This window comes from Planctomycetaceae bacterium, from assembly GCA_041398785.1.
GTDB lineage: Bacteria > Planctomycetota > Planctomycetia > Planctomycetales > Planctomycetaceae > JAWKUA01.
Window position 1 is genome coordinate 133,829 of record JAWKUA010000011.1, and the last position, 18,547, is coordinate 152,375.

13 protein-coding genes are annotated in these 18,547 nt (G+C 60.5%); 6 read left to right on the plus strand and 7 right to left on the minus strand.

Annotated elements, in window-relative coordinates; translation table 11 throughout:
- Positions 1 to 41 precede the first annotated feature (41 nt).
- Positions 42 to 2,354 carry a DUF1592 domain-containing protein gene (locus R3C19_14510; protein MEZ6061555.1) on the minus strand — a complete coding sequence of 771 codons (2,313 nt, stop codon included), beginning with the start codon at positions 2,352 to 2,354 and terminating at the stop codon, positions 42 to 44.
- Between the two features lie 588 nt (positions 2,355 to 2,942).
- Between R3C19_14510 and hemQ the strand changes: the two genes are divergently transcribed.
- The 4 genes from hemQ (at position 2,943) to R3C19_14530 (ending at position 6,469) form a co-directional block, all read left to right on the plus strand.
- The gene (gene hemQ / locus R3C19_14515; GenBank protein MEZ6061556.1) at positions 2,943 to 3,782 is read left to right on the plus strand and encodes a hydrogen peroxide-dependent heme synthase; all 840 of its coding nucleotides are present in this window, start codon (positions 2,943 to 2,945) and stop codon (positions 3,780 to 3,782) included.
- 131 nt (positions 3,783 to 3,913) lie between these two features.
- A complete protein-coding gene (locus R3C19_14520) occupies positions 3,914 to 4,882 on the plus strand; it encodes a UbiA family prenyltransferase (GenBank protein MEZ6061557.1) in 969 nt (322 codons plus the stop codon).
- Between the two features lie 11 nt (positions 4,883 to 4,893).
- Positions 4,894 to 5,412, plus strand: coding sequence for a hypothetical protein (locus tag R3C19_14525; GenBank protein MEZ6061558.1), 519 nt, complete (start codon positions 4,894 to 4,896; stop codon positions 5,410 to 5,412).
- A gap of 19 nt (positions 5,413 to 5,431) precedes the next feature.
- Entirely contained in the window at positions 5,432 to 6,469 is a 1,038-nt protein-coding gene (locus tag R3C19_14530) for a DUF6807 family protein (GenBank protein ID MEZ6061559.1), read from the plus strand.
- A 169-nt stretch (positions 6,470 to 6,638) separates the two neighbouring features.
- Here the strand turns inward: R3C19_14530 and R3C19_14535 are convergent, their stop codons facing one another.
- Both R3C19_14535 and mgtE read right to left on the minus strand, forming a co-directional pair.
- Complete coding sequence (locus R3C19_14535) at positions 6,639 to 7,337, minus strand: DUF456 domain-containing protein (GenBank protein ID MEZ6061560.1); 699 nt, start codon at positions 7,335 to 7,337, stop codon at positions 6,639 to 6,641.
- 150 nt (positions 7,338 to 7,487) lie between these two features.
- Positions 7,488 to 8,906, minus strand: a complete 1,419-nt coding sequence (gene mgtE / locus R3C19_14540) for a magnesium transporter (GenBank protein ID MEZ6061561.1) — start codon at positions 8,904 to 8,906, stop codon at positions 7,488 to 7,490.
- 677 nt (positions 8,907 to 9,583) lie between these two features.
- Here mgtE and R3C19_14545 point away from each other — a divergent pair.
- Positions 9,584 to 10,663 (plus strand): acyl-CoA dehydrogenase family protein, encoded by a 1,080-nt coding sequence (locus R3C19_14545; GenBank protein ID MEZ6061562.1) that lies wholly within the window; start codon positions 9,584 to 9,586, stop codon positions 10,661 to 10,663.
- An 84-nt stretch (positions 10,664 to 10,747) separates the two neighbouring features.
- On the opposite strand, the gene R3C19_14550 is transcribed toward R3C19_14545, so the two are convergent.
- The gene (locus tag R3C19_14550) at positions 10,748 to 12,127 is read right to left on the minus strand and encodes a DUF1501 domain-containing protein (GenBank protein ID MEZ6061563.1); all 1,380 of its coding nucleotides are present in this window, start codon (positions 12,125 to 12,127) and stop codon (positions 10,748 to 10,750) included.
- 12 nt (positions 12,128 to 12,139) lie between these two features.
- Entirely contained in the window at positions 12,140 to 13,192 is a 1,053-nt protein-coding gene (locus R3C19_14555; protein ID MEZ6061564.1) for a prenyltransferase/squalene oxidase repeat-containing protein, read from the minus strand.
- 185 nt (positions 13,193 to 13,377) lie between these two features.
- On the opposite strand from R3C19_14555, the gene R3C19_14560 reads away from it, so the two are divergent.
- Positions 13,378 to 14,142 (plus strand): hypothetical protein, encoded by a 765-nt coding sequence (locus tag R3C19_14560; protein ID MEZ6061565.1) that lies wholly within the window; start codon positions 13,378 to 13,380, stop codon positions 14,140 to 14,142.
- Positions 14,143 to 14,152: 10 nt separating this feature from the next.
- On the opposite strand, the gene R3C19_14565 is transcribed toward R3C19_14560, so the two are convergent.
- Together R3C19_14565 and R3C19_14570 are read right to left on the minus strand one after the other, a co-directional pair.
- The gene (locus tag R3C19_14565; protein ID MEZ6061566.1) at positions 14,153 to 14,800 is read right to left on the minus strand and encodes a 50S ribosomal protein L11 methyltransferase; all 648 of its coding nucleotides are present in this window, start codon (positions 14,798 to 14,800) and stop codon (positions 14,153 to 14,155) included.
- 81 nt (positions 14,801 to 14,881) lie between these two features.
- On the minus strand, positions 14,882 to 18,217 hold the full coding sequence (locus R3C19_14570) for an AAA family ATPase (GenBank protein ID MEZ6061567.1): 3,336 nt from the start codon (positions 18,215 to 18,217) through the stop codon (positions 14,882 to 14,884).
- Positions 18,218 to 18,547: the final 330 nt, after the last annotated feature.

Here is an 18,547-nt window from a genome sequence, read left to right on the forward strand (position 1 = left end):
TCGTGAGTCATGATAGTTCAGACGTCGCCTGGCCGATGCGCTTAGTGCGTCCCGGCGGTCGGCGTTTCCTGGTTGCCGGAAGCCACATCGGCAGAATTCTGATGCATCGCGGACCGTACCGCGATCTCCACCATGATCTGCTTCATATTAAAATCCGTGCTCTTAAAGAAGTCGGCCAATTCCTGAACTGTGTCCGGTCCAAAGGCCAGTATCGGCTGCTGAACCATGTGATGGAAGAGCTGTCGAACAAAGGACCGATGAGTTTCCGGGCTGTCGACCAGGAAGGCGGCCAGTTCCTTCGCTCCGTGGAATTGCTGGTCTTCTCCCGTTCGATCGCGGTAGTGTCCGGAATCGTCGATGGGCCGATCTTTTTCGGTCGTTCGAAAACGGCCGACGGCGTCAAATTCTTCCAGAGCGTAACCCAGCGGATTGATCATGTCGTGGCAGTTGGCACACGCCGCCGGGCTGGTTTGCAGAGTGACTCGTTCGCGAGTTGTCAGTTCGGGATTCAGTTCCGGAGGCAGCGGAGCCACGGCGACCGGCGGCGCCTTGAGGGCTCGACCAAGAATGCCCCGCGAAACGAAAACGCCCCGATGGATGGGTGAACTGGTTGAGTGATATGCAAAGCCGCTCAGGATGAACGGATGCGAAATGACACCGGATCGGTACTCCGGTTCGAACGGCACGGAATGAAAGTCGGAGTCACCTGGCAATTCCACGCCGTAGAACTCCGCCAACCGGTGATTCAGCCAGACGTTTTCCGTTGTCAGCAGTTTTCGAAATCCGTCGGAGTCCGATTCGACGGCTTCCCGCAACAGCAGTTCCAGCGATGTTCGCAGATCAAAGGCAACGTCGGCGGTGAAATCCGGATACGCTTCTGTGTCCTTGCTGACGTCGCTCAGACGTTCCAGATTCATCCACGAGCGCAGGAATTCCTGCAGCCGAGTTCGGCTGCGGTAGCTGCTGACCAGCCGCCATGCCTGGTTGCGAACGGCCTGTTCGTCTGACAGTTCGCCGTTTTCCGCGGCCTGCAGCAACTGAGCGTCGGGAACAGAATTCATCAGGGCGAACGACAAACGCGATGCTCTGGCAAACTGATCGTCGGCGCCAGTGACTTCACGATACAGAAAGCGGGGCGACTTCAGCGCCAGCAGCACAACGCGGCGAACGGCTTCGTCCGGCGTTTCGCTTTTTTCAAACTGAGCCGTCACGTAAGACTGCCGCAGTTCGTCGGTCAGCGGTCGCCGGAAGGCTCGCGTGACAAACGTTTCGGCAAACTGACGCAGGCGTTCCGGCCGTCCTTCGTCCTCCTTTGTGTTGACGAGCAGTCCCAGCATCCGCTGCACGTCTTCCGCCGCCTCAATCGCCGCGTAGGTGACGGCTTCATCCCATTCCCTGGACACGTAGGTGCCGCGTTCGTAGCCGCTGCTGCGATCATCGGGAGGGAACGGTGTGTCGATGACCAGAATTGTCGGGCTGCCTTCGGGCGTCAGGCAGCGTTCGGGAATCGGCTGATCGACTCCGCCGGGCGGACGCCACCAGAGTCCAACCGAAGCAGTCGGCTCCTTGAATGTGAACCAGTGCAGCCGGATGGGATACAAACGACCGGACAGCAAAAACAGACGTTCGCGATATTCACGGATGTCACCCGATTTCACCCAGGCGTCAATCAGCGGCGTATCGGTGTCGTTGACGAACAGCCGGCCGCCGTTTTCCGTTTTCAGAACGAAGTCGTACCAGCCGGTTTCATCAACGATCAGCGAACCCTGCCATCGAACTGAAAACTCTTCGTTGCCGGGAATCTGTTCGGCATCGGGAGTTCCTTCGCCGAAGTTGAAATCCACGACCGGATCAATTCGGTCGAACGCCTGTTCGTCGTTCCTGAAGTGACGCGACTTGTAGTACTGCGCAGCCAGCCCGTGTTTGTCGCCGGGCTGGGCGGTCCACGAAAAGCTGGCCGCGACATCAGCGACCGTGTTGCGATACTGCGAGACCGTCAGCCGGCTGAGAGCAATCTGCGGAGGATGGATGCGAGCCTGGGCTTCGGGCGAATAGAACGCCTGCTGCATCCACCTGGCGACGACTTCGGCATCTTCACCGGTACACATTTCCGGTTCGCCTTCGGGCATGGTTTCGGAAATGACCTGCGCCAGTTCGAAATTCGACTTGTCGCCAAAGATTGGTTTTGGGCAAAGATCGACGACACCCTCACCGCGTTCGCCATGACAGGATACGCACCGCTCCGCAAAGATCTCCGCGCCTCGCTGCAGGTCGTTATCCGCGGCAGCCGGTTCGTCCGCCGACAACCGAGTACACCCGGCGGCAACCAGAATGAGAATCAGGCGCAGTGGCATCAGTACAGTCGTGAGATGAAGGTGATGGGAATTCAATGCCGTTTGCCGCGAAGTCAATTCTTCTCGCAGCGACAGTTTGTGGCAGTGAGGAGTGCCAGGCGGGAACGACGAATGACTCGCCGCAGGAAGCATTTTATCCGCCACCTGGGGACGCGGCAATAATTCGCAATTGTGAGACATCGCTTTCACGAATGGTGCCGCGGTTGTTGCCGGTCGCTCGGAAAACCACTCTCGGCGCGGCGCTGGCTGCGCGAACGGTGGAAATGGCGACCGGGCACTCTATAGTGACCGCCCCGGTGCAGGTTGCATCGGGGCGGACGTCCGCTATACCGCGAGCGGGGCAGAATGAGACATTCGGGCTCGCGGGAGCAAGTAGAGCGAAAAGTATCGGCGTCCGCCGCGGCCAGTATGAATCAGATTTTCCGTCGCGGACGATGTCACGAGTCTGAGTTGGCGCACCGTTTCGGGACTCGCGATCTCATACCGGGACACGCGGTCTCGTCCACGACGGCCGCTGGCGGGAACCGACTCGCCGGACGCCCGAACCGGCATCGCAGTTTTCATTGTTATCGCAACAAGGGACGAAACGTGAATCGACCTCACGGAAACAGCAGTCTTCCCGAACCGACAGTCCGAATGGCCGAAGGCTGGCATTGCCTGCACATTTACTACGCGATCGATCAGGCGGCGCTGCAGCGAGTTGAACCGGCCGATCGTGCTCACGGGCGAGCCGACGTGATCCGAATTCTGGACCCGTCGGGCGAACATGCACCCGAGCGGCTGCAGGTCTCCGTCGTGTCCGGTCATCGCGCCGATCTGGGAATCATGATGATGGACCCGGATCCGCTGAAGATCGATTCGGTGCGGCAGAGGCTTCGATCCACGGCACTCGGAGCAGCCCTGAAGCCCGTGTACTCGTTCGTTTCAATCACCGAGATTTCCGAATACGTGCCGTCCGTCGAACAATACGCGGAACGTCTGCAGCGGGAAGGCACGGGACCGGACGATCCCGCGTTTCAGGCGAAAGTCAGCGCCTACGAACAGCGACTGCCGATGATGAATCGCCAGCGGTTGTATCCGGAAATTCCGCCGTTTCCCGTGATCACCTTCTATCCGATGAACAAGGCACGGCATCCGCTGGCCAACTGGTACATGGCTCCCTTCAGCGAACGCAGCAATATGATGGCGGAACACGCCACATCCGGCATCCGATTCGCCGGCCGCGTGTCGCAGCTCATCACGGCGTCCACCGGATTCGACGACTGGGAATGGGGCGTGACTCTGTGGAGCCGATCGCCGGAGCACATCAAGGAAATCGTGTACAGCATGAGGTTCGACAAAGCGTCAGCGAAGTACGCGGAATTCGGTTCGTTCTACCTCAGCTACGCAATGGCCGCCGAAGATGCGCTGGCGCACCTGCTGGTTTAGTATTTTTGAGAGATTACCAACCCGGCGCAGGTCGGTTGGCAGCGTTCCGGGAAATCAGCGTCGCGGATTGTTCTGCGGTCCGGCGCCGGATTGGCGGGCGGTCCGCGTCAAAACGCGTCGGTGCCTGACGTATGACAAGCTCTGACACTTCATCGTCGTCTTCCACATCGCTGATGACCTGGCTGCGGCTGATGCGTCTGCCGACCGTGTTCACGGCGCTGGCCGACATCCTGTGCGGCTTCCTTGTCAGCAGCGCCGTCGGTGGCGGCATGAGCGTCGGTGAAGTACTTGCAAAGCCGGAACTCTGGTGCCTGCTGGCAGCCAGCGCCGGTTTGTATCTGGGCGGCATGGTGCTGAACGACGTGTTCGACGCCCGGCTTGATGCCGTCGAACGGCCCGAACGCCCCATTCCTTCCGGACGCATTTCCGTCAGGACCGCCGCCGTGTTTGGAGCCTCGCTGCTGGTCACCGGTGTTGTGTTCGCATGGCTGTCCGGTCATCTGGCCGAAACGGGAACAGGCGGTCTGAATGTTGCCGTGTTGCTGGCCATCGCGGTCGTCGCGTACGACGGACTGCTGAAACCGACGGTGCTGGGACCGCTCGGGATGGGCACGTGCCGATTTCTGAATGTCCTGCTGGGAGCCTCCGCAAGCGGCGTCTGGCCCGATCATCTGAAGGGACCACAGTTCGATGTCGCTCTGGCGCTGGGCGTCTACATCACGGGAGTCACATTTTTCGCGCGGAACGAAGCCGGTGGCGCGTCGCGCGTTTCGATGAGCCTTGCCATGGGGCTGATGCTGGCGGGAATTGCCGTTGACGTTCGGCTTGTCCGGACCGGCGACTTCCCGGAGTCTGTCGTCACCGGAACACTGATCGCTCTGGGTTTGGTCGCCGCCAACGTGGTGATTCGCTGCAGTCGCGCGATTCGCAGTCTTCGGCCGAAGCTGGTGCAGAAAACGGTCGGGCTGCTGCTGCTTTCGATCATCTTTCTGGACGCGGCGATGGTATTCTGTGTCACGGGCGATGCGTCGCTGGCGTCGCTGGTCGTGTTCCTGGTGGTTCCGGCGACACTCATGAAACGCGCAATCCCGCTGTCATAGTCAAAGCCGTCATGATTTCGTCATCAACCGACAACCCGGACACATTGCTGGAACGGGAACACAATCCGTATCTGGCACCGGAACGGCTGCATGAACCGGCCCCGCTGCCGAAACAGTTCTACGCTCGAAAGGTTTTCCTGATTCTTGTCGGCGTGATGCTGCTGACGATTGTCGGCGGAACCATTGCCGCCCACATTGATATCGAAAGCATCATCGTCAGCGGCGCGATTGTCTCCCTGCTGGGGATTTCGATTGCGGTGCTGGCCATGCGGGTGCGGCGCTGGACCGGCGTCATGTTCGGGCTCAGCGGGCCGGCGATTACCCTTTTCTGCTTTCTTTTGATCAATATTCAGGAATGGAGCCCCGGAGATGCGCAGGTTCCCGTGTCCCGCATTGTGACGGTGTACGCCGCCGTCGCGATCGTACTGGGGATTGCTGCGTTCGTAACCCCCGACGACCACAGCGTGTTCGGCGACCAATCCAGCGCCGACGCGGACAGCGCACACCAGAACAGACCGCCGACTGTGTAAAATCCTTCGGAGCACTGACATGCGAACCGACACCCCGGTGAAAACGGCGTCCGGCACTTTTCGACCGCCGATTCCGTTCGGCTCACGACGCGGATCAGCGGATTCCTCGCGCCGGCATCAGCCCGCTGTCGTTGCCGTATTTTTCAGCCTGTTATCAGCCATCGCGGGAGCGACTCCGGCGGACTGTAACGAAGCGGTGGAACCACGGTTTTCCGTCACGATGGATTCGGACGGCATTCTGGTTCAGGAAAACGACCGACCCGTCCTGCGCTATCAGACAGCCGTCCAATCGAAGGACGGTCGGTGGCCGCGCAATAACTATGTGCATCCCGTGTACGATCTTGACGGCAACGTCATTACCGAAGATTTCCCGGTAGACCACGGTCACCATCGCGGCATTTTCTGGGCCTGGCACCAGGTGCTGGTCGACGGCAAACCGATGGGAGATTCGTGGGTTTGCGAAGACTTCGAGTGGGATCTGGAATCGCGCGCCGCGAAGCTCGATCACGACAAGGTCACGCTGTCAGCCGCCGTTCTGTGGAAGTCACCGGCGCTGGTTGACGACGACGGCCGGCAGGTTCCCTTCGTGCGTGAAGCGACCACGATCACTGTCCATGCTCAGAAGGACGAACGGCGATTTGTCGACTTCCGCATTACCCTGCAGCCGCTGTTCGACGACGTGCAGATCGGCGGGTCGCCGGACGAAAAGGGCTACGGCGGCTTTTCGCCCCGCATCCGGTTGTCGGACCGTACAACGTTTGTCGGCCCCGCCGGCGAAGTCGAACCGCAAATCACGTCGATTGAAGCCGGCCCGTGGATGGACATCGCCAGCGACCAGGGAGGTGTCACGATGGTCTCACATTCCGGCAATCCGGGATTTCCGGAACCGTGGATTCTTCGTCGCGAGTCAAGCATGCAGAACGCAGCGTGGCCCGGTCGCGAACCCGTGCGGCTGTCGAAGGACCACCCGCCGACTCTGCGTTATCGCCTGGTGATTCATCGCGGTCCGGCAAGTTACGAACAGCTGCGTAATGGCACGAAGATTTCGAAAAACTGACATCGCGGTGACACCACGCCGCAGCTGGCTACCTCGGGCGGCCCGCGCTCTCCCTCCACAGCATCTGCATTCCACCTCTCCCAGGCGAAGCCCGACCGGGAGGGTCGAGCACGCGAAGGATGCTCGGGAGAGGACCGAGTGCAATCGACGCGGTGACAATACAGCACGATCAACGCGTCGTGCCCTCCCCGAACTTGCTTCGCTGTTCGACCCCTCCTGATGGCCTTCGGCCGGGAGGGTGCATAGGAAACTGCGCGTGCGGCGCGTCCACCTCTCCCAGGCGAAGCCGTCCGGGAGAGGTCGAGCACGCGAAGCGATGCTCGGGAGAGGGCCGAGCGGTGCTTACAGCCAGAGACTGATGAGCTGAAAGGTGAAGATTGCAACACCGACTGCCAGCTTGGCGAACAGTCCGATCATGCGACCGGTCATCGGGCGGCCGATCTGGGAACGCTGTTCGATGGCGGTGCCTTCCAGGCTTCTCCCAGCCACGCTCCCGAAACGCATCGACTGCGGCTCCCAGCACTGCTCCCAGAGCCGTGCCGATCACCGGAATCGGAATCAGAAACGTTCCCGCCACGCTGCCGCCGATCGACAGAATGAACGACAGCAGCATGGCTCGCCGGCTTGCTCCGAGCCTTGCGGCTTTAACGGAACCGGTAAACGCTTCCAGAACTTCACCGACACTCGCCATCAAGATGACGACCAGCAGTGTGCTCCAGTCGGGGCCGCCGTCAGGCTGGCCGGCCACCAGCAGGAACACGCACAGCGACAGAACCATCAGCCAGTTGCCGGGCAGCATCAGCAGGTTAATCGATACGCCGACGGCATTGACCAGCGTCAGAATCGTTGCGGCAATCCAGTAAATCATTCTTCAAACCGCTGTTGGGGAATGCAGCTTTTTGAATGTCAGCGAACTGCGAAAACGGCACAAGCGTTGTGCGGATCAAAGTTCCAGGCGGAGTTTCCGCGGAAATTTCCCGGCCGCGATCCGTGCTTCCCGGGCCGCAGTTGTGAATCGTTACAGCAGGAACATGGCGATTTCGTAGAAGATGACCACTCCCAGCACATCGACAATCGCCGCAATCAGTGGGTTGGACATGATCGCCGGATCGAAGCCCAGTCTTCGCAGCAGCACAGGCAGCATTGTTCCCGCGATTGTTCCCAGCAACACGATCAGCATCACGGTGAAGCCGACGACTGTCGCCTGTCGCAGCGTCAGTCCATAGCCGGGCATCATCCAGACGAACAGAAAGTCGACGATTCCCAAACCGCTGCCCAGCAGCAGGGCAACGGTCAGTTCGCGAAGTGTCAGCCGGCGGTCGACGCGAAATTCAGTACCCGGTACGGCAGTGTCGGACGGCTGCAGGGCGAACATGCGAATGAACAGCGTGGCGGACTGAGCACCCGCGTTGCCTCCGCTGGCCATGACCAGCGGCAGAAACAGGACGATCAGAGTGGCTGTCAGGCCGGGCGGAGCGTCCGCGGCTCGGCTTCCTTCGGGGCTTGTCACGTGTTCGTAGTATTTCAGAACACCCGCCGTCATCAGCGCGACGAATGACAGCAGCAGCAGCCAGATTCCCCGCTTCCACAGGATCACGGGCAGCGGCGTGTCTGCGTAGTCGTCGCGCAGCGGCTCGACAGCTCCCTGACGATAGGCGTCTTCGGTGGCTTCTTCCTGCACAACGTCCAGTGCGTCGTCGTGAGTCACAATGCCGACCAGCCGGTCGTCGGAATCGACGATGGGCATGGCGATGAAGTTGTAGCGGGCGACTTCCTGAGCCACGTGTTCCCGATCCTCGTCCACTCGCATGCGGATCGTATCGGGCTGCATGATGTCGCTGAGCACCGCGTCCGGCTTGGCCAGAATCAGTTCCCGCAGGGAGATCAGTCCCAGCAGTCGCCGCTTGTCGTTCAGAATATAGACGTAATAGATGGTTTCGCTGTTCGGGGCCTGCTGGCGCAACCGCTGCAGAGCTTCGCGGACGGTAATATCGGCCGGCAGCGACGCGTATTCCGTCGTCATGATGGAGCCGGCGCTGTGATCGGGATACGACAGCAGCCGGCGAATGTCGTTGCGTTCCGCCTGAGCGATCAGCGGCAGCAGATCTTCGACACGTTCCTGCGGCATTCGCGAAAGCAGGTCGACGCGGTCGTCGGCCGACATTTCCTCCAGCAACTCCGACAGCCGGCGGCGATCAAGCTGTTCGACAAGCTCCTGCTGTCGCTTCAGAGCGATGTATTCGAAGATTTCGACCCGCAACCGCAGGTCGGCGTGATCCAGGACGGTCCAGACTTCTCGTGGTTCGAGTTCTTCCAGGATCGAAGCGACAACGGCCGGATGCAGAAACTGGCAGAGTTCCGTCAGGCCGTGTCGATCGTTTTCCTGCACCATGACCCGCACGTCAGGAAGAATCAGCGAACTATAGGCGTCCGGCATGGTGTTCTTCTTTGAATTCGGGGGCACGGGACTCGAATGAAAAATCCCTGCTGGAGGGCAAGTCCTTCAGCAGGGATTGAAAGCTATGCAGGTCGAAACGTCGGCAGTTGCTCGTTCAGGCGCGGCCATCCGCGGGACGTTATCGAATGCGATCCGGCTGGGCCTGATGTCCTGGCGAACGCGATTTGAGCGAACGCGTTTTATTCTGGCCGGGGCGGACACTGATGCTTTTCGCAACTCTTAGGCCTGCGGCCGATCAGAACATACCCTCCCGTTTCAACGGGAGGGTCGAAGTTTGATCGCCGTGCAGGCGATCAAACGAGGGGAGGGCGTCCGCGCAACGGGAGTTCCCCGTGCATGGCCCTCCCCGCGATCGAACGCCTGAACGGCATTCGATCGGCGACCCTCCCGTTGAAACGGGAGAGTGAAGCAAGTGTCGCTCTGCATTGGCAAATCCTTATCTGCCGATCACATGCCTCGGTTTTCCCCGCCCGCGGCATCGAATGCGGACGCCGCCGCCATTCTGTGCCTTACAGAAAAAATGCACTCAAAAGCCATTCGATCTGCAATTGCCCGGTTGTGAAACGGTTCGCGGCTTGTCGAATTCGCCGAGACCGAGCATCATAGCCGTGCCTGATGCGTTCGCCGTTTTGCAGAACTTACGTGAGCCCGCTTGCATGTCCGACCTGTTTGCTGCTTCGTCGTTTCAATCCCTTCTGCGCGAACTGCGCCGGGAACCGTTTCCGGACGAAGTCGAAGCGTGGCCGGCAGAGAGGTTCGCTGCCATGGCACAGGCCGATGTGATGAAATGGAATCTGCCGGCGGAATGGGGCGGAATCGGGCTGATTGATGCCGAAATGCTGGAAGGACTCCGACTGCTGTCATCCGCGTGTCTGGTCACAACTTTCATCCTGACTCAGAGAAACGCGGCCTGCCAGAGAATCGTGACCTCGTCAAACGACGCCGCAAAGCATCGATACCTGCCGGACCTGTGCGCCGGTAAGACATTCGCAACTGTCGGCATCTCGCATCTGACAACGTCACGGCAGCACGTGAAGACTCCACCTGTCCAGGTGACGCCAGTCGATTCCGGCTTTGTGCTGAACGGGATCGTGCCGTGGGCGACGTCGGCAACTCGCGCGCAAATGCTTGTCACGGGAGGCCAGTTGACGGATGGTCGGCAGATTCTGGCGGCAATTCCCGTCGATCGCGCTGGAGTGGAAGTTCAGCCGCCGGTCAGGCTGATGGCGCTGAACGCTTCTCAAACCGGCGCTGTGCTGCTGAACGACGTCCGGATTTCGCAGGACGAAGTGCTGCACGGTCCGGTGACCGGCGTGATGAAGCAGGGGGCCGGCGGCGGAGCGGGTTCGCTGGGCACCTCCGCCCTGGCGATCGGTGCCGCGTGCGGAACACTGAGACAGCTTGCGGAGGAGTCTGTCCGGCGTCCCGATCTGACGGAATTCGTTGACCCGCTGCAGGACGAATGCGACCACTTGACGGCCGACCTGCAGCTTGCCGCGACGGGTCAGCATCCCGACGGTGAGGCGGCTGCGGAAAGCCTGCGCCGCCAGGCCAACTCACTGGCACTTCGATCGGCACAGTCGTGGCTCGCCGCGACCAAGGGAGCCGGATACGTCGCCGGTCATCCCGCCGAACAGGCTGTGCGCGAAAGCATGTTCTTTCTGGTGTGGTCGTGTCCTCAACCGGTGTTGACGGCAAACCTTCGGGAACTGGCCTGCGCGTCAGCCGGACATTGACACGCTGCCGTCAGGGGGTTGACTGATGCTGGTCACACTGTGGACCCGGCAACGAATGCACGTCGTCCGCGACGAATCGGTTCGTTAGGCAAGCACTTCCGCAACCACGCGGGCTTCGCCGGGACCAGTGAGCCGCTTATCAAGACCGTTGTGGTAGAAGGTCAGTTGGCTGTGGTCCAGTCCCATCAGATGCAGCACCGTGGCGTGAAGATCGTTCACGGAGACTCGATCGACCGCGGCACGCAGGCCGATGTCGTCGGTTGATCCGTAAAACCGTCCGCCGGTGATTCCCGCGCCGGCCAGCCACACGGAGTAGCCCCACGGGTTGTGGTCGCGTCCCTTTCCCTGTTCGCTCATCGGCATACGGCCGAATTCTCCGCCCCAGATGACCAGCGTGTCGTCCAGCAGACCTCGCTGCTTCAGATCCCGCAGCAGTCCGGCGATCGGCTTGTCAGTGCGGCGGCAGTATTCGGTGTGATTCGTTTCGACGTTTCCGTGAGCGTCCCAGCCGTTGGTATCACCGGAGTAAAGCTGCACGAAGCGAACGCCGTTTTCCAGCATTCGCCGCGCCAGCAGGCAGCGCTGTCCGAACTCCTGAGTCGGTTTTTCGTCGATGCCGTAAAGTGACAGAGTGTCCGGGGATTCGCCGCTGATATCGACCAGTTCCGGCGCTTCCGCCTGCATTCGAAATGCCAATTCATAGGCGTTGATTCTTGCCGCCAGGCGGTTATCGAAATCGCGGTGCTGCAGATGTCGCTGATTCAGCCGCTGAATCAATTCCAGATCGCGCTGCTGCTGCGTCAGAGAAACGCCGGGCTGAGGCTGCAGGTCGAGAATCGGAGTCCTTCCCGGCCGCATCGTGACTCCCTGATAAGTCGCGGGCAGATATCCGCTGCCCCACGCCGGCGGACCACCTTTCAGTCCGCCTCCGGGATCAGGCATCACAACAAACGCCGGCATGTTCTGGTTTTCGGAGCCCAGTCCGTAGGCCACCCAACTGCCGACGCTGGGATTTCCCATCAGGATGCTGCCGGTGTTCATCTGATACACGGATTGCGGATGGTTGACGCTGTCTCCGTGCATCGACCGAATCACGCAGATGTCGTCGGCGCATTCGGAAATGTGCGGCAGCAGATCGCTGATTTCCAGACCGGAGTTTCCTCTTGGCCGAAATCGCCGAATCGGCGCCAGCAGCGGATTGCGCGCCACATCGCGGCGAGTCATGACCTGTCCGAAACTTTCCGGCAGCGGCTGCCCGGCGTACTTCGTCAGTGCCGGCCTGGGGTCGAACAGGTCGACGTGACTTGGCCCGCCATGCATGAACAGCCAGACGACTCGCCGGGCTCTGGGAACAAAATGCGTGGCGGGCTGCCGGGAGGAATCTTCCGCCTGAGCAAGTATGGAATACGCCAGCAGTCCGGCCCCGCCGCCGGCCTCCGCGAGAAACTGTCGTCGTGAAGTCATGTTGCAGACCTGTTATCGCTGATAGATCGGCAGATAACCATATTCGATGGCCAGAGCCAGAATGCTCATGCTGGTCGAATAGATTCGCCCGGCATTGTTCTCGCTGCCGTGAATCGGAGTCCAGTATCCCACCGGATTCTGGGCATTCAGAATTGTTCGATACAGCACGGGGCGTGCCGCCTGCCATTCCTCACCGCCAACCTTATACATCCCGACGGTGCAATAGTAGACGCCGTAGTAGAAATAGTGTTCCTGCATCGTCAGCGGACGCGACAGAATCAGGTTGGCGGCCGCCATCGTTTCCTCGGTGCGGTGTTCGCCACACACTTCCAGAGCCACGATACCGGTGCCCGCGCGAGTCACCGTCGCTCCGTGACCCGCCATATAGCCGAATCCTCCGCCGCGACTGACGCTGAGCCGCTTGATGTAGGCAATCGCCCGGTCGATGTTCCGGCTGGGAACATCGCAGCCGATGTCCTTCGCGGCGCGCAGGGCCAGCAACTGCCATGCGGTCACGCTCAGGTCGGAATCGCTGCTTGTCGGAGTGTATCGCCAGCCGCCGTCGTGCTCGGGTGCATGCGGATGGTTTTGTGCGTCGACGATCAGTTTGACCGCCTTTTCGAGTGCTCGCCGACAGGGCACCGCCTGAATCTCATTCACCATGCCGGAGACTTCCGCCAGCATCAGCGTGGTAATGCCGTGGCTATACATAGGTCCGTGCATCGATTTTTCACTGACCAGCAAGCCGTTCTGCTGTTGCTGGTCCAGAATCCAGTTGATTCCATGCGTGAGATGCCGGCCATAGGGGCCTTCGTCCGGCACGTGTCCGGCCGCCATGAACGCCAGAATCGCCAGCGAAGTCGTCGCCGTTGATTCTCCGTATTGTTCCGACAGCCACGCTCCGGAAGGCCGCTGTTCGCGAGCCAGCCACTGCAGTGAACGATTCAGGCTGGCGTCGATCTCCGCGTCGAATTCATCGGCGCCGGCCGGCGGCCGGAAAGACAACGCCGCCAGCATGAAAACCATTACCAGCAGGCTTCGGGGAAATGACTTCACCGGGTTCATGGTTACGCCGTTCAACTTCTCAGTGGCGGAGGATGCCGGACGTCAGGCTGTGGCGTCATGGTCGCGGTCACGCAGCAACACCGGCGTTCGTCGGCACTCGATATTCTCAGCATGCGCCTGACAGGATACCATCCGGCTCGGTGTTTCCGCGCTTTGCATCGGGAGAATCCTGCGTCACCGTGCCAATGAATCGTCAATTGGAAGAGCTGCTGGGGTCGACGCGTCACGCCGACAACGAACGGCAACTGCGAACCAGCCGGATCCGTCACGAACTGCTGTCGACGTCCCGGTTTCTGAACGAACCCAACTTCACCAGGTTTCATGCGCAGGACATCCGGCAGTTGTTTGACCTGTACGACCGGTATTTCTTCAGCGGGTTGCTGCGAGGAAGTCTGGCCGGAGATCCGATCAGCTTCCGTCTGTCGCGCCGCATGACCAGGGCCGGCGGCAAGACGACTCGCTGGGCGCCCCTGCATAGCGGTACTCCGCGGCGCTACGAAATCGCAATTTCCGCGACGCTGCTGTTCGAAACGTTCGCCGATGTTCAACGAAGCATTCAGGTCACCGGCATCCGGTGCCACAATCGTCTGGATGCCCTGATGCGAATCATGGAGCACGAACTGGTGCATCTCGGCGAGATGCTGGTGTGGGAAAAGTCCAACTGTTCGAAGCAGCCGTTTCAGTCGATCGCGGGACGATTCTTCGGTCATACCGACCATCGTCACGAACTGGTCTCTCCCCGCGAACGCGCGGCAAAGCAACTCGGGCTGCGCCCCGGGAGCCGCGTTCACTTCGAATTCGAAGGGCGGCGGCTGGAAGGGATTGTGAACCGCGTCACGCGGCGAGCAACCGTGCTGGTTCGTGATCCGCGCGGGCAGCCGTACAGCGACGGTCAGCGATACAGCAAGTTTTACATTCCCCTGGGAATGCTGGAAGTTGTCGGACAGTGACCGTTGGCTGTCACGTCACGCGATAGACGGCGACTTGTTTGATGTCCGCGCGCTCAATCGTGGGCACGGTCTTCGCCTCGTACTCGGCCAGCACTTCCAGGCGTTCAGTTGGAAAACCGGATTCCGGAATGTAGCCCCGCTTGTGCGGCATGGCGACAAGGATTTCCGGCGGCGCTGAGTCGCTCGTCAGAACCTGGTTGTTTTTCGCCCAGTGAAAGAAGACGTCGCTGGCCAGCAACACGTCGCAGTCCGTCAGGTCCAGAGCGGTGGTGTCTCCGACGACTGCCTCGATTGTTACGTTGTTCAGTTTCGCGTTGATCCGGCAGATGGTGACGGAATTGGGATCGATGTCGCTGGCGACCACGCGCGAAGCTTCGCCCTTCGCCGCTGCGATGGAAGCCAGGCCGCAGCCGGCACCGAAATCGACGACTCGCCTGCCGCGAACGAGTTCCGGATGGTCCAGCAAGTAGCGGGACATTGCCTGACCGGCCGCCCACGCGAAAGCCCAGTAGGGAAACGTCTCGTCCGCCATGGCGCCGGAATCGTCTGCGCACCACGGACCGCTCAGCCTCAGCAGCCGCACGGGCAGTTCCGGGACCAGGTTCAGCGTCAGCACTTCGGTGTTGTCGATGATCTCGACTTCGCTGTATTCCGTCATCGGTCACACCGCCTGTGATGCCTGCCGGCCTGTGGCTACGAATGCGGACAACTTTTCTCTGAGCCCGCTGTCTGCCGGCCGCTACGACGCGACGGCGGAATCTTCGTCGAACAATTCATCGGCACTGGCGTGAACCAGACCCTGACGGCGCGAACGGATCGTCTTGCTTTCGGCAAGTTCGGTTTCCGGTGTGTCGACCCGCGCGTGCTGGCCCGATTCGCGGGGGAATGCCGCACCTTCGTCTTCCGGTTTGTGAATATCCACTGCCACTTTGTGACCGGGCAGCCACAACGGCTCCACGTTCTTCTTCTGAAAGAGTTCCGCAAGGTGCTGATGACACGTGAAGAACAGCACCTGCTGGCCGTCATCGGCAAGTTCGATGAGGCATTCCACGGCGGCTTCCGTGCGTTCTTCATCGAAGTTCACAAACAGGTCATCCATCACCATCGGCAGTTCAATTCCGCGACGGTTGAATTCCCGTGCCAGCGCGAACCGCAGCGCCAGGAACAACTGTTCGCGCGTTCCGCCGCTGAGCTGTTCGACTCGAAACGTGCGATCATATTCGTCATCGACGCACAGGAAATCTTCGCCCAGCGGCGCCCAGATCCGGTGATAACGCCCGGAGGAAATGCGGTGCAGATAAGCGGACGCGGTGCGCAGCGTGCCGGAGATATTTTCCTTCTCGAAATGGCTTCTCATGCGATTGACCACATCGCGTTCGATCTGCAGCGCGAACCACTCTTCCGCCGCGCGGTAGATGTCGGTGGCGACCTGCGCCTTCTGGAAGTACTGAGCCTGAGAACCCCGGCCGGCTTCCAGTTGCTTGATTTCGTGCTTCAGACTGCCCAGCCCCTCGTGGTTGCTGTTCAGTTTCTGCTCGACTTCTTCCAGTTCCATTTCCAGCATCAGAATCTGTTCACGTCCGCGCGGCGGATCGAACCGGATCAGGTCATCTTCAACGATGGCCATTTCCGGTTCCGCGAACGCCACTTCGTTCAGCTCTTCGCGTGACGAGGTGAGTTTCTGCTCCAGATCTCTGCGCCGCTGCTGCCATTCCTTCTGCTTCAGCAGTTCTTCCCTTGTCAGGACTCCGGATCGAGCCAGCACGGCACCGCGGCGCAGTTCGGCGGCTTCGACCTCGTGCAGCGCCGTGGTTGCTTCGCGGGATTTTTCGCTGCCTTCCGATGTCAGCCGCTGTTTTTCCAGGCGGTCGCGTTCGTGTGTCTTCAACTGCTGGCCCCATGCCGTCAGGACTTCCAGCGGCCGCGCGTAGCTGAGTTTCGAAGTGGGAGACAGCCGCTGCCCGACCTGCTCGATGCGCTTCTGCATGCCGTCGAACATCCGCCGCAGCCCTTCCACTTCCGGAGCCACGTTTCGCCACTGCGTCTGCAGTTCCCGCAGTTCCTGAATTCGCTGCCACCAGTCGAACGCTTCCTGCACTTTGACGGTTTCGTCCATGCCCAGCGAATTCAGCAGGCGGCACCACTGCTGGCGACGTTCGTTGACCGCCTGCTGAGCCGAACCGAACCGTTCGCGCAGCGTCTTCAGCCGCCGGCGCCGCGCCATCGCGCGTTCGTGGCGACGGGACAGCTTTTCCAGTTCCGTGATGTGCCGCGAACATTCGCCGATGCATTCCACCAGTTCGGCGGCGGAGGCTCCGGGAGCGTCCGCTTTCAGCAGGTGCTGTCCCGCCAGGCCGCTGGAGCGGATGTTCTGGATTCGTTCCTGAATGGCTCGCAGTTCGCGTTCGGCTTTGCGGGATTCGTCGTTCAGATCGTCAAGCTGAATCCCGGTCTTGCGATCGAAGTGATTTCTCAGGCCGTTGCGGATGCCCCACCACATCATGCCCGCGAAGGCGAACGATGCCGCGGCCAGCGCTCCGCCGAGCGATCGGTTCGCTTCGGCGCCCATGCCGAACGTCAGCAGTCCGAACGAAAACAGCGCGAACGCCACGATGGCGATCGATGTGACGGCCCGGTCGACCCAATAGGGAATGCCGTCGTCGGTGTCGACTCGGCTGATCACCGATCGCACGGTCTTGATCTTCAGCCCCAGTTGTTCGCGCTGCAGCCGCAGCCGTCCGAGATTGTCGAGCTCCGTCATCCGCTTCTGTTCGCGCTGAATGGCGTCAGGAATCGATTCGATGCCCAGCGCTTCCAGATCGTTGTTCAGTTCGACCAGTTCCTGCTGACTGCGCTTTGACAGCCCGCGATTCCACCGGCGAAGCTTCGCGCGTCGCTGCATGGCGTCCTGATAGCGGCGAGCATGCTGCAGCAGCTGGTGATGAGAGGCGGACGATGTGTCGATCGCATTCAGTCGCCGCAGATCCCAGCCTTCGCCCATTTCGGAAAGCCGATGATCCAGCGTCCGCTTCATGTCGGAAGCGCGGTCCTGAGCCTGCCGGATCTGTTCATCAAGCTGCCGCAGCCATTCCGCCTGGTCCACCAGGCTCTGCACCGCGTAACGATCTTTTTCGAACTTTTCATCCAGCACCAGCCGATCGGCCTGCTTCTGAAACTGTTCGGCCTGTTCGGCCAGCTTTTCGCGGCGGGCCGAGTGCGTCTGGATGTCTCGCTCGCAGGCCTCCAACTGGTCCAGCGCGGCATCCGGCGAATGGTGAATCAGCGGGATCTGATTCAACTGCTCCTGCAGATCACGAATCTGCTTCCACGGCTTGTAGCAGTTGTTGATGAACCGCAGGCCGCGCAGCTCGTTGTTGATGCTGCCTTCGCGAGCCTGCAGTTCGGAAATCGACGCTTCCAGCTCCTGCCGCCGACGGGTCAGTCGGGCGTGCTTCTCACGGTCCTCTCCCGTTTTGCGCCGGGAGACGGACAGTTGGGCGTAGCGTTCGAAGAGTTCGGGAACGCGGCCCTGTTTGCCTTCGTGCGAATACAGCGCGGCATGCCGCTGCTTCAGCGAGGCGAGGGCGTCGAGCAACTGCCGGCCCTGTGGTCCCAGCGACAGGCCGTAGATGTATTCGGCGACCTGTTCGCTGCCGAGCGTCGAGAGCTGCTGCAGTTCCCGCACACCGACGGCGAAGATGTCCGTGAACACACTTTCGCTGGTGTCGGCCAGCAAATGACTCAGTGAATCGTTCTTCGACAGCTCATTCGGTCCGCCCGAAATCCGAAACGACCCGCGCGTCACGTCGTGAGCCTTCCGGGTCAGCCGCCACGTGCGGCCTTCGTGTTCACAGCGGATGGAACCCTTCCACGGCACGTCATCTTCCGGACGATGCCACGCCGGTTCCTGCGACAGCGGCTGAAATCCATACAGCACCGACCGCACGAACTGCATCAGCGTGGTCTTGCCGGCTTCGTTGGGACCGTAAATGACATTCAGCCCGCCGGGATTCAACTTCAGCAGCAGGCTTCGCCAGATGCGAAAGCGGTCGATGTCAAGTTCAGTGATTTTCATGTGAGGATCCTGCCTCAGGGATCGGGCTGAGTCATTTCAGGCCCTGCAGCATTGCCAACGCTTCAGTTGGCGACAATTCTCCGGTTTTCGTCGACAGTCGTGCAACCACGAGATCACCGAGTAAGCATTCAATGGATTCACTTTCTTCATTGAGGTGGATGCTGCCGGGTCGATCCGTTGCGATATCGGCGTCTCCCAGTCTCATGACACCGCCGCCACCTCCAGCCGCCTGGTGACGCAAGAACAGGCTGTCATTTCGAACGAACAATTCGATCGTGAACGTCTGACGATTCGCGTGCACCGATTTCCTTGCAATCGTTCCCGGTGAAA

Bases quoted from the DNA above. Each gene is read 5' to 3' on its own strand.
- R3C19_14510 (MEZ6061555.1), bottom strand. From the start codon at position 2,354: ATGCCACTGCGCCTGATTCTCATTCTGGTTGCCGCCGGGTGTACTCGG.
- R3C19_14520 (MEZ6061557.1), top strand. From the start codon at position 3,914: ATGACAAGCTCTGACACTTCATCGTCGTCTTCCACATCGCTGATGACC.
- R3C19_14525 (MEZ6061558.1), top strand. From the start codon at position 4,894: ATGATTTCGTCATCAACCGACAACCCGGACACATTGCTGGAACGGGAA.
- R3C19_14530 (MEZ6061559.1), top strand. From the start codon at position 5,432: ATGCGAACCGACACCCCGGTGAAAACGGCGTCCGGCACTTTTCGACCG.
- R3C19_14535 (MEZ6061560.1), bottom strand. From the start codon at position 7,337: ATGATTTACTGGATTGCCGCAACGATTCTGACGCTGGTCAATGCCGTC.
- mgtE (MEZ6061561.1), bottom strand. From the start codon at position 8,906: ATGCCGGACGCCTATAGTTCGCTGATTCTTCCTGACGTGCGGGTCATG.
- R3C19_14545 (MEZ6061562.1), top strand. From the start codon at position 9,584: ATGTCCGACCTGTTTGCTGCTTCGTCGTTTCAATCCCTTCTGCGCGAA.
- R3C19_14550 (MEZ6061563.1), bottom strand. From the start codon at position 12,127: ATGACTTCACGACGACAGTTTCTCGCGGAGGCCGGCGGCGGGGCCGGA.
- R3C19_14555 (MEZ6061564.1), bottom strand. From the start codon at position 13,192: ATGAACCCGGTGAAGTCATTTCCCCGAAGCCTGCTGGTAATGGTTTTC.
- R3C19_14560 (MEZ6061565.1), top strand. From the start codon at position 13,378: ATGAATCGTCAATTGGAAGAGCTGCTGGGGTCGACGCGTCACGCCGAC.
- R3C19_14565 (MEZ6061566.1), bottom strand. From the start codon at position 14,800: ATGACGGAATACAGCGAAGTCGAGATCATCGACAACACCGAAGTGCTG.
- R3C19_14570 (MEZ6061567.1), bottom strand. From the start codon at position 18,217: ATGAAAATCACTGAACTTGACATCGACCGCTTTCGCATCTGGCGAAGC.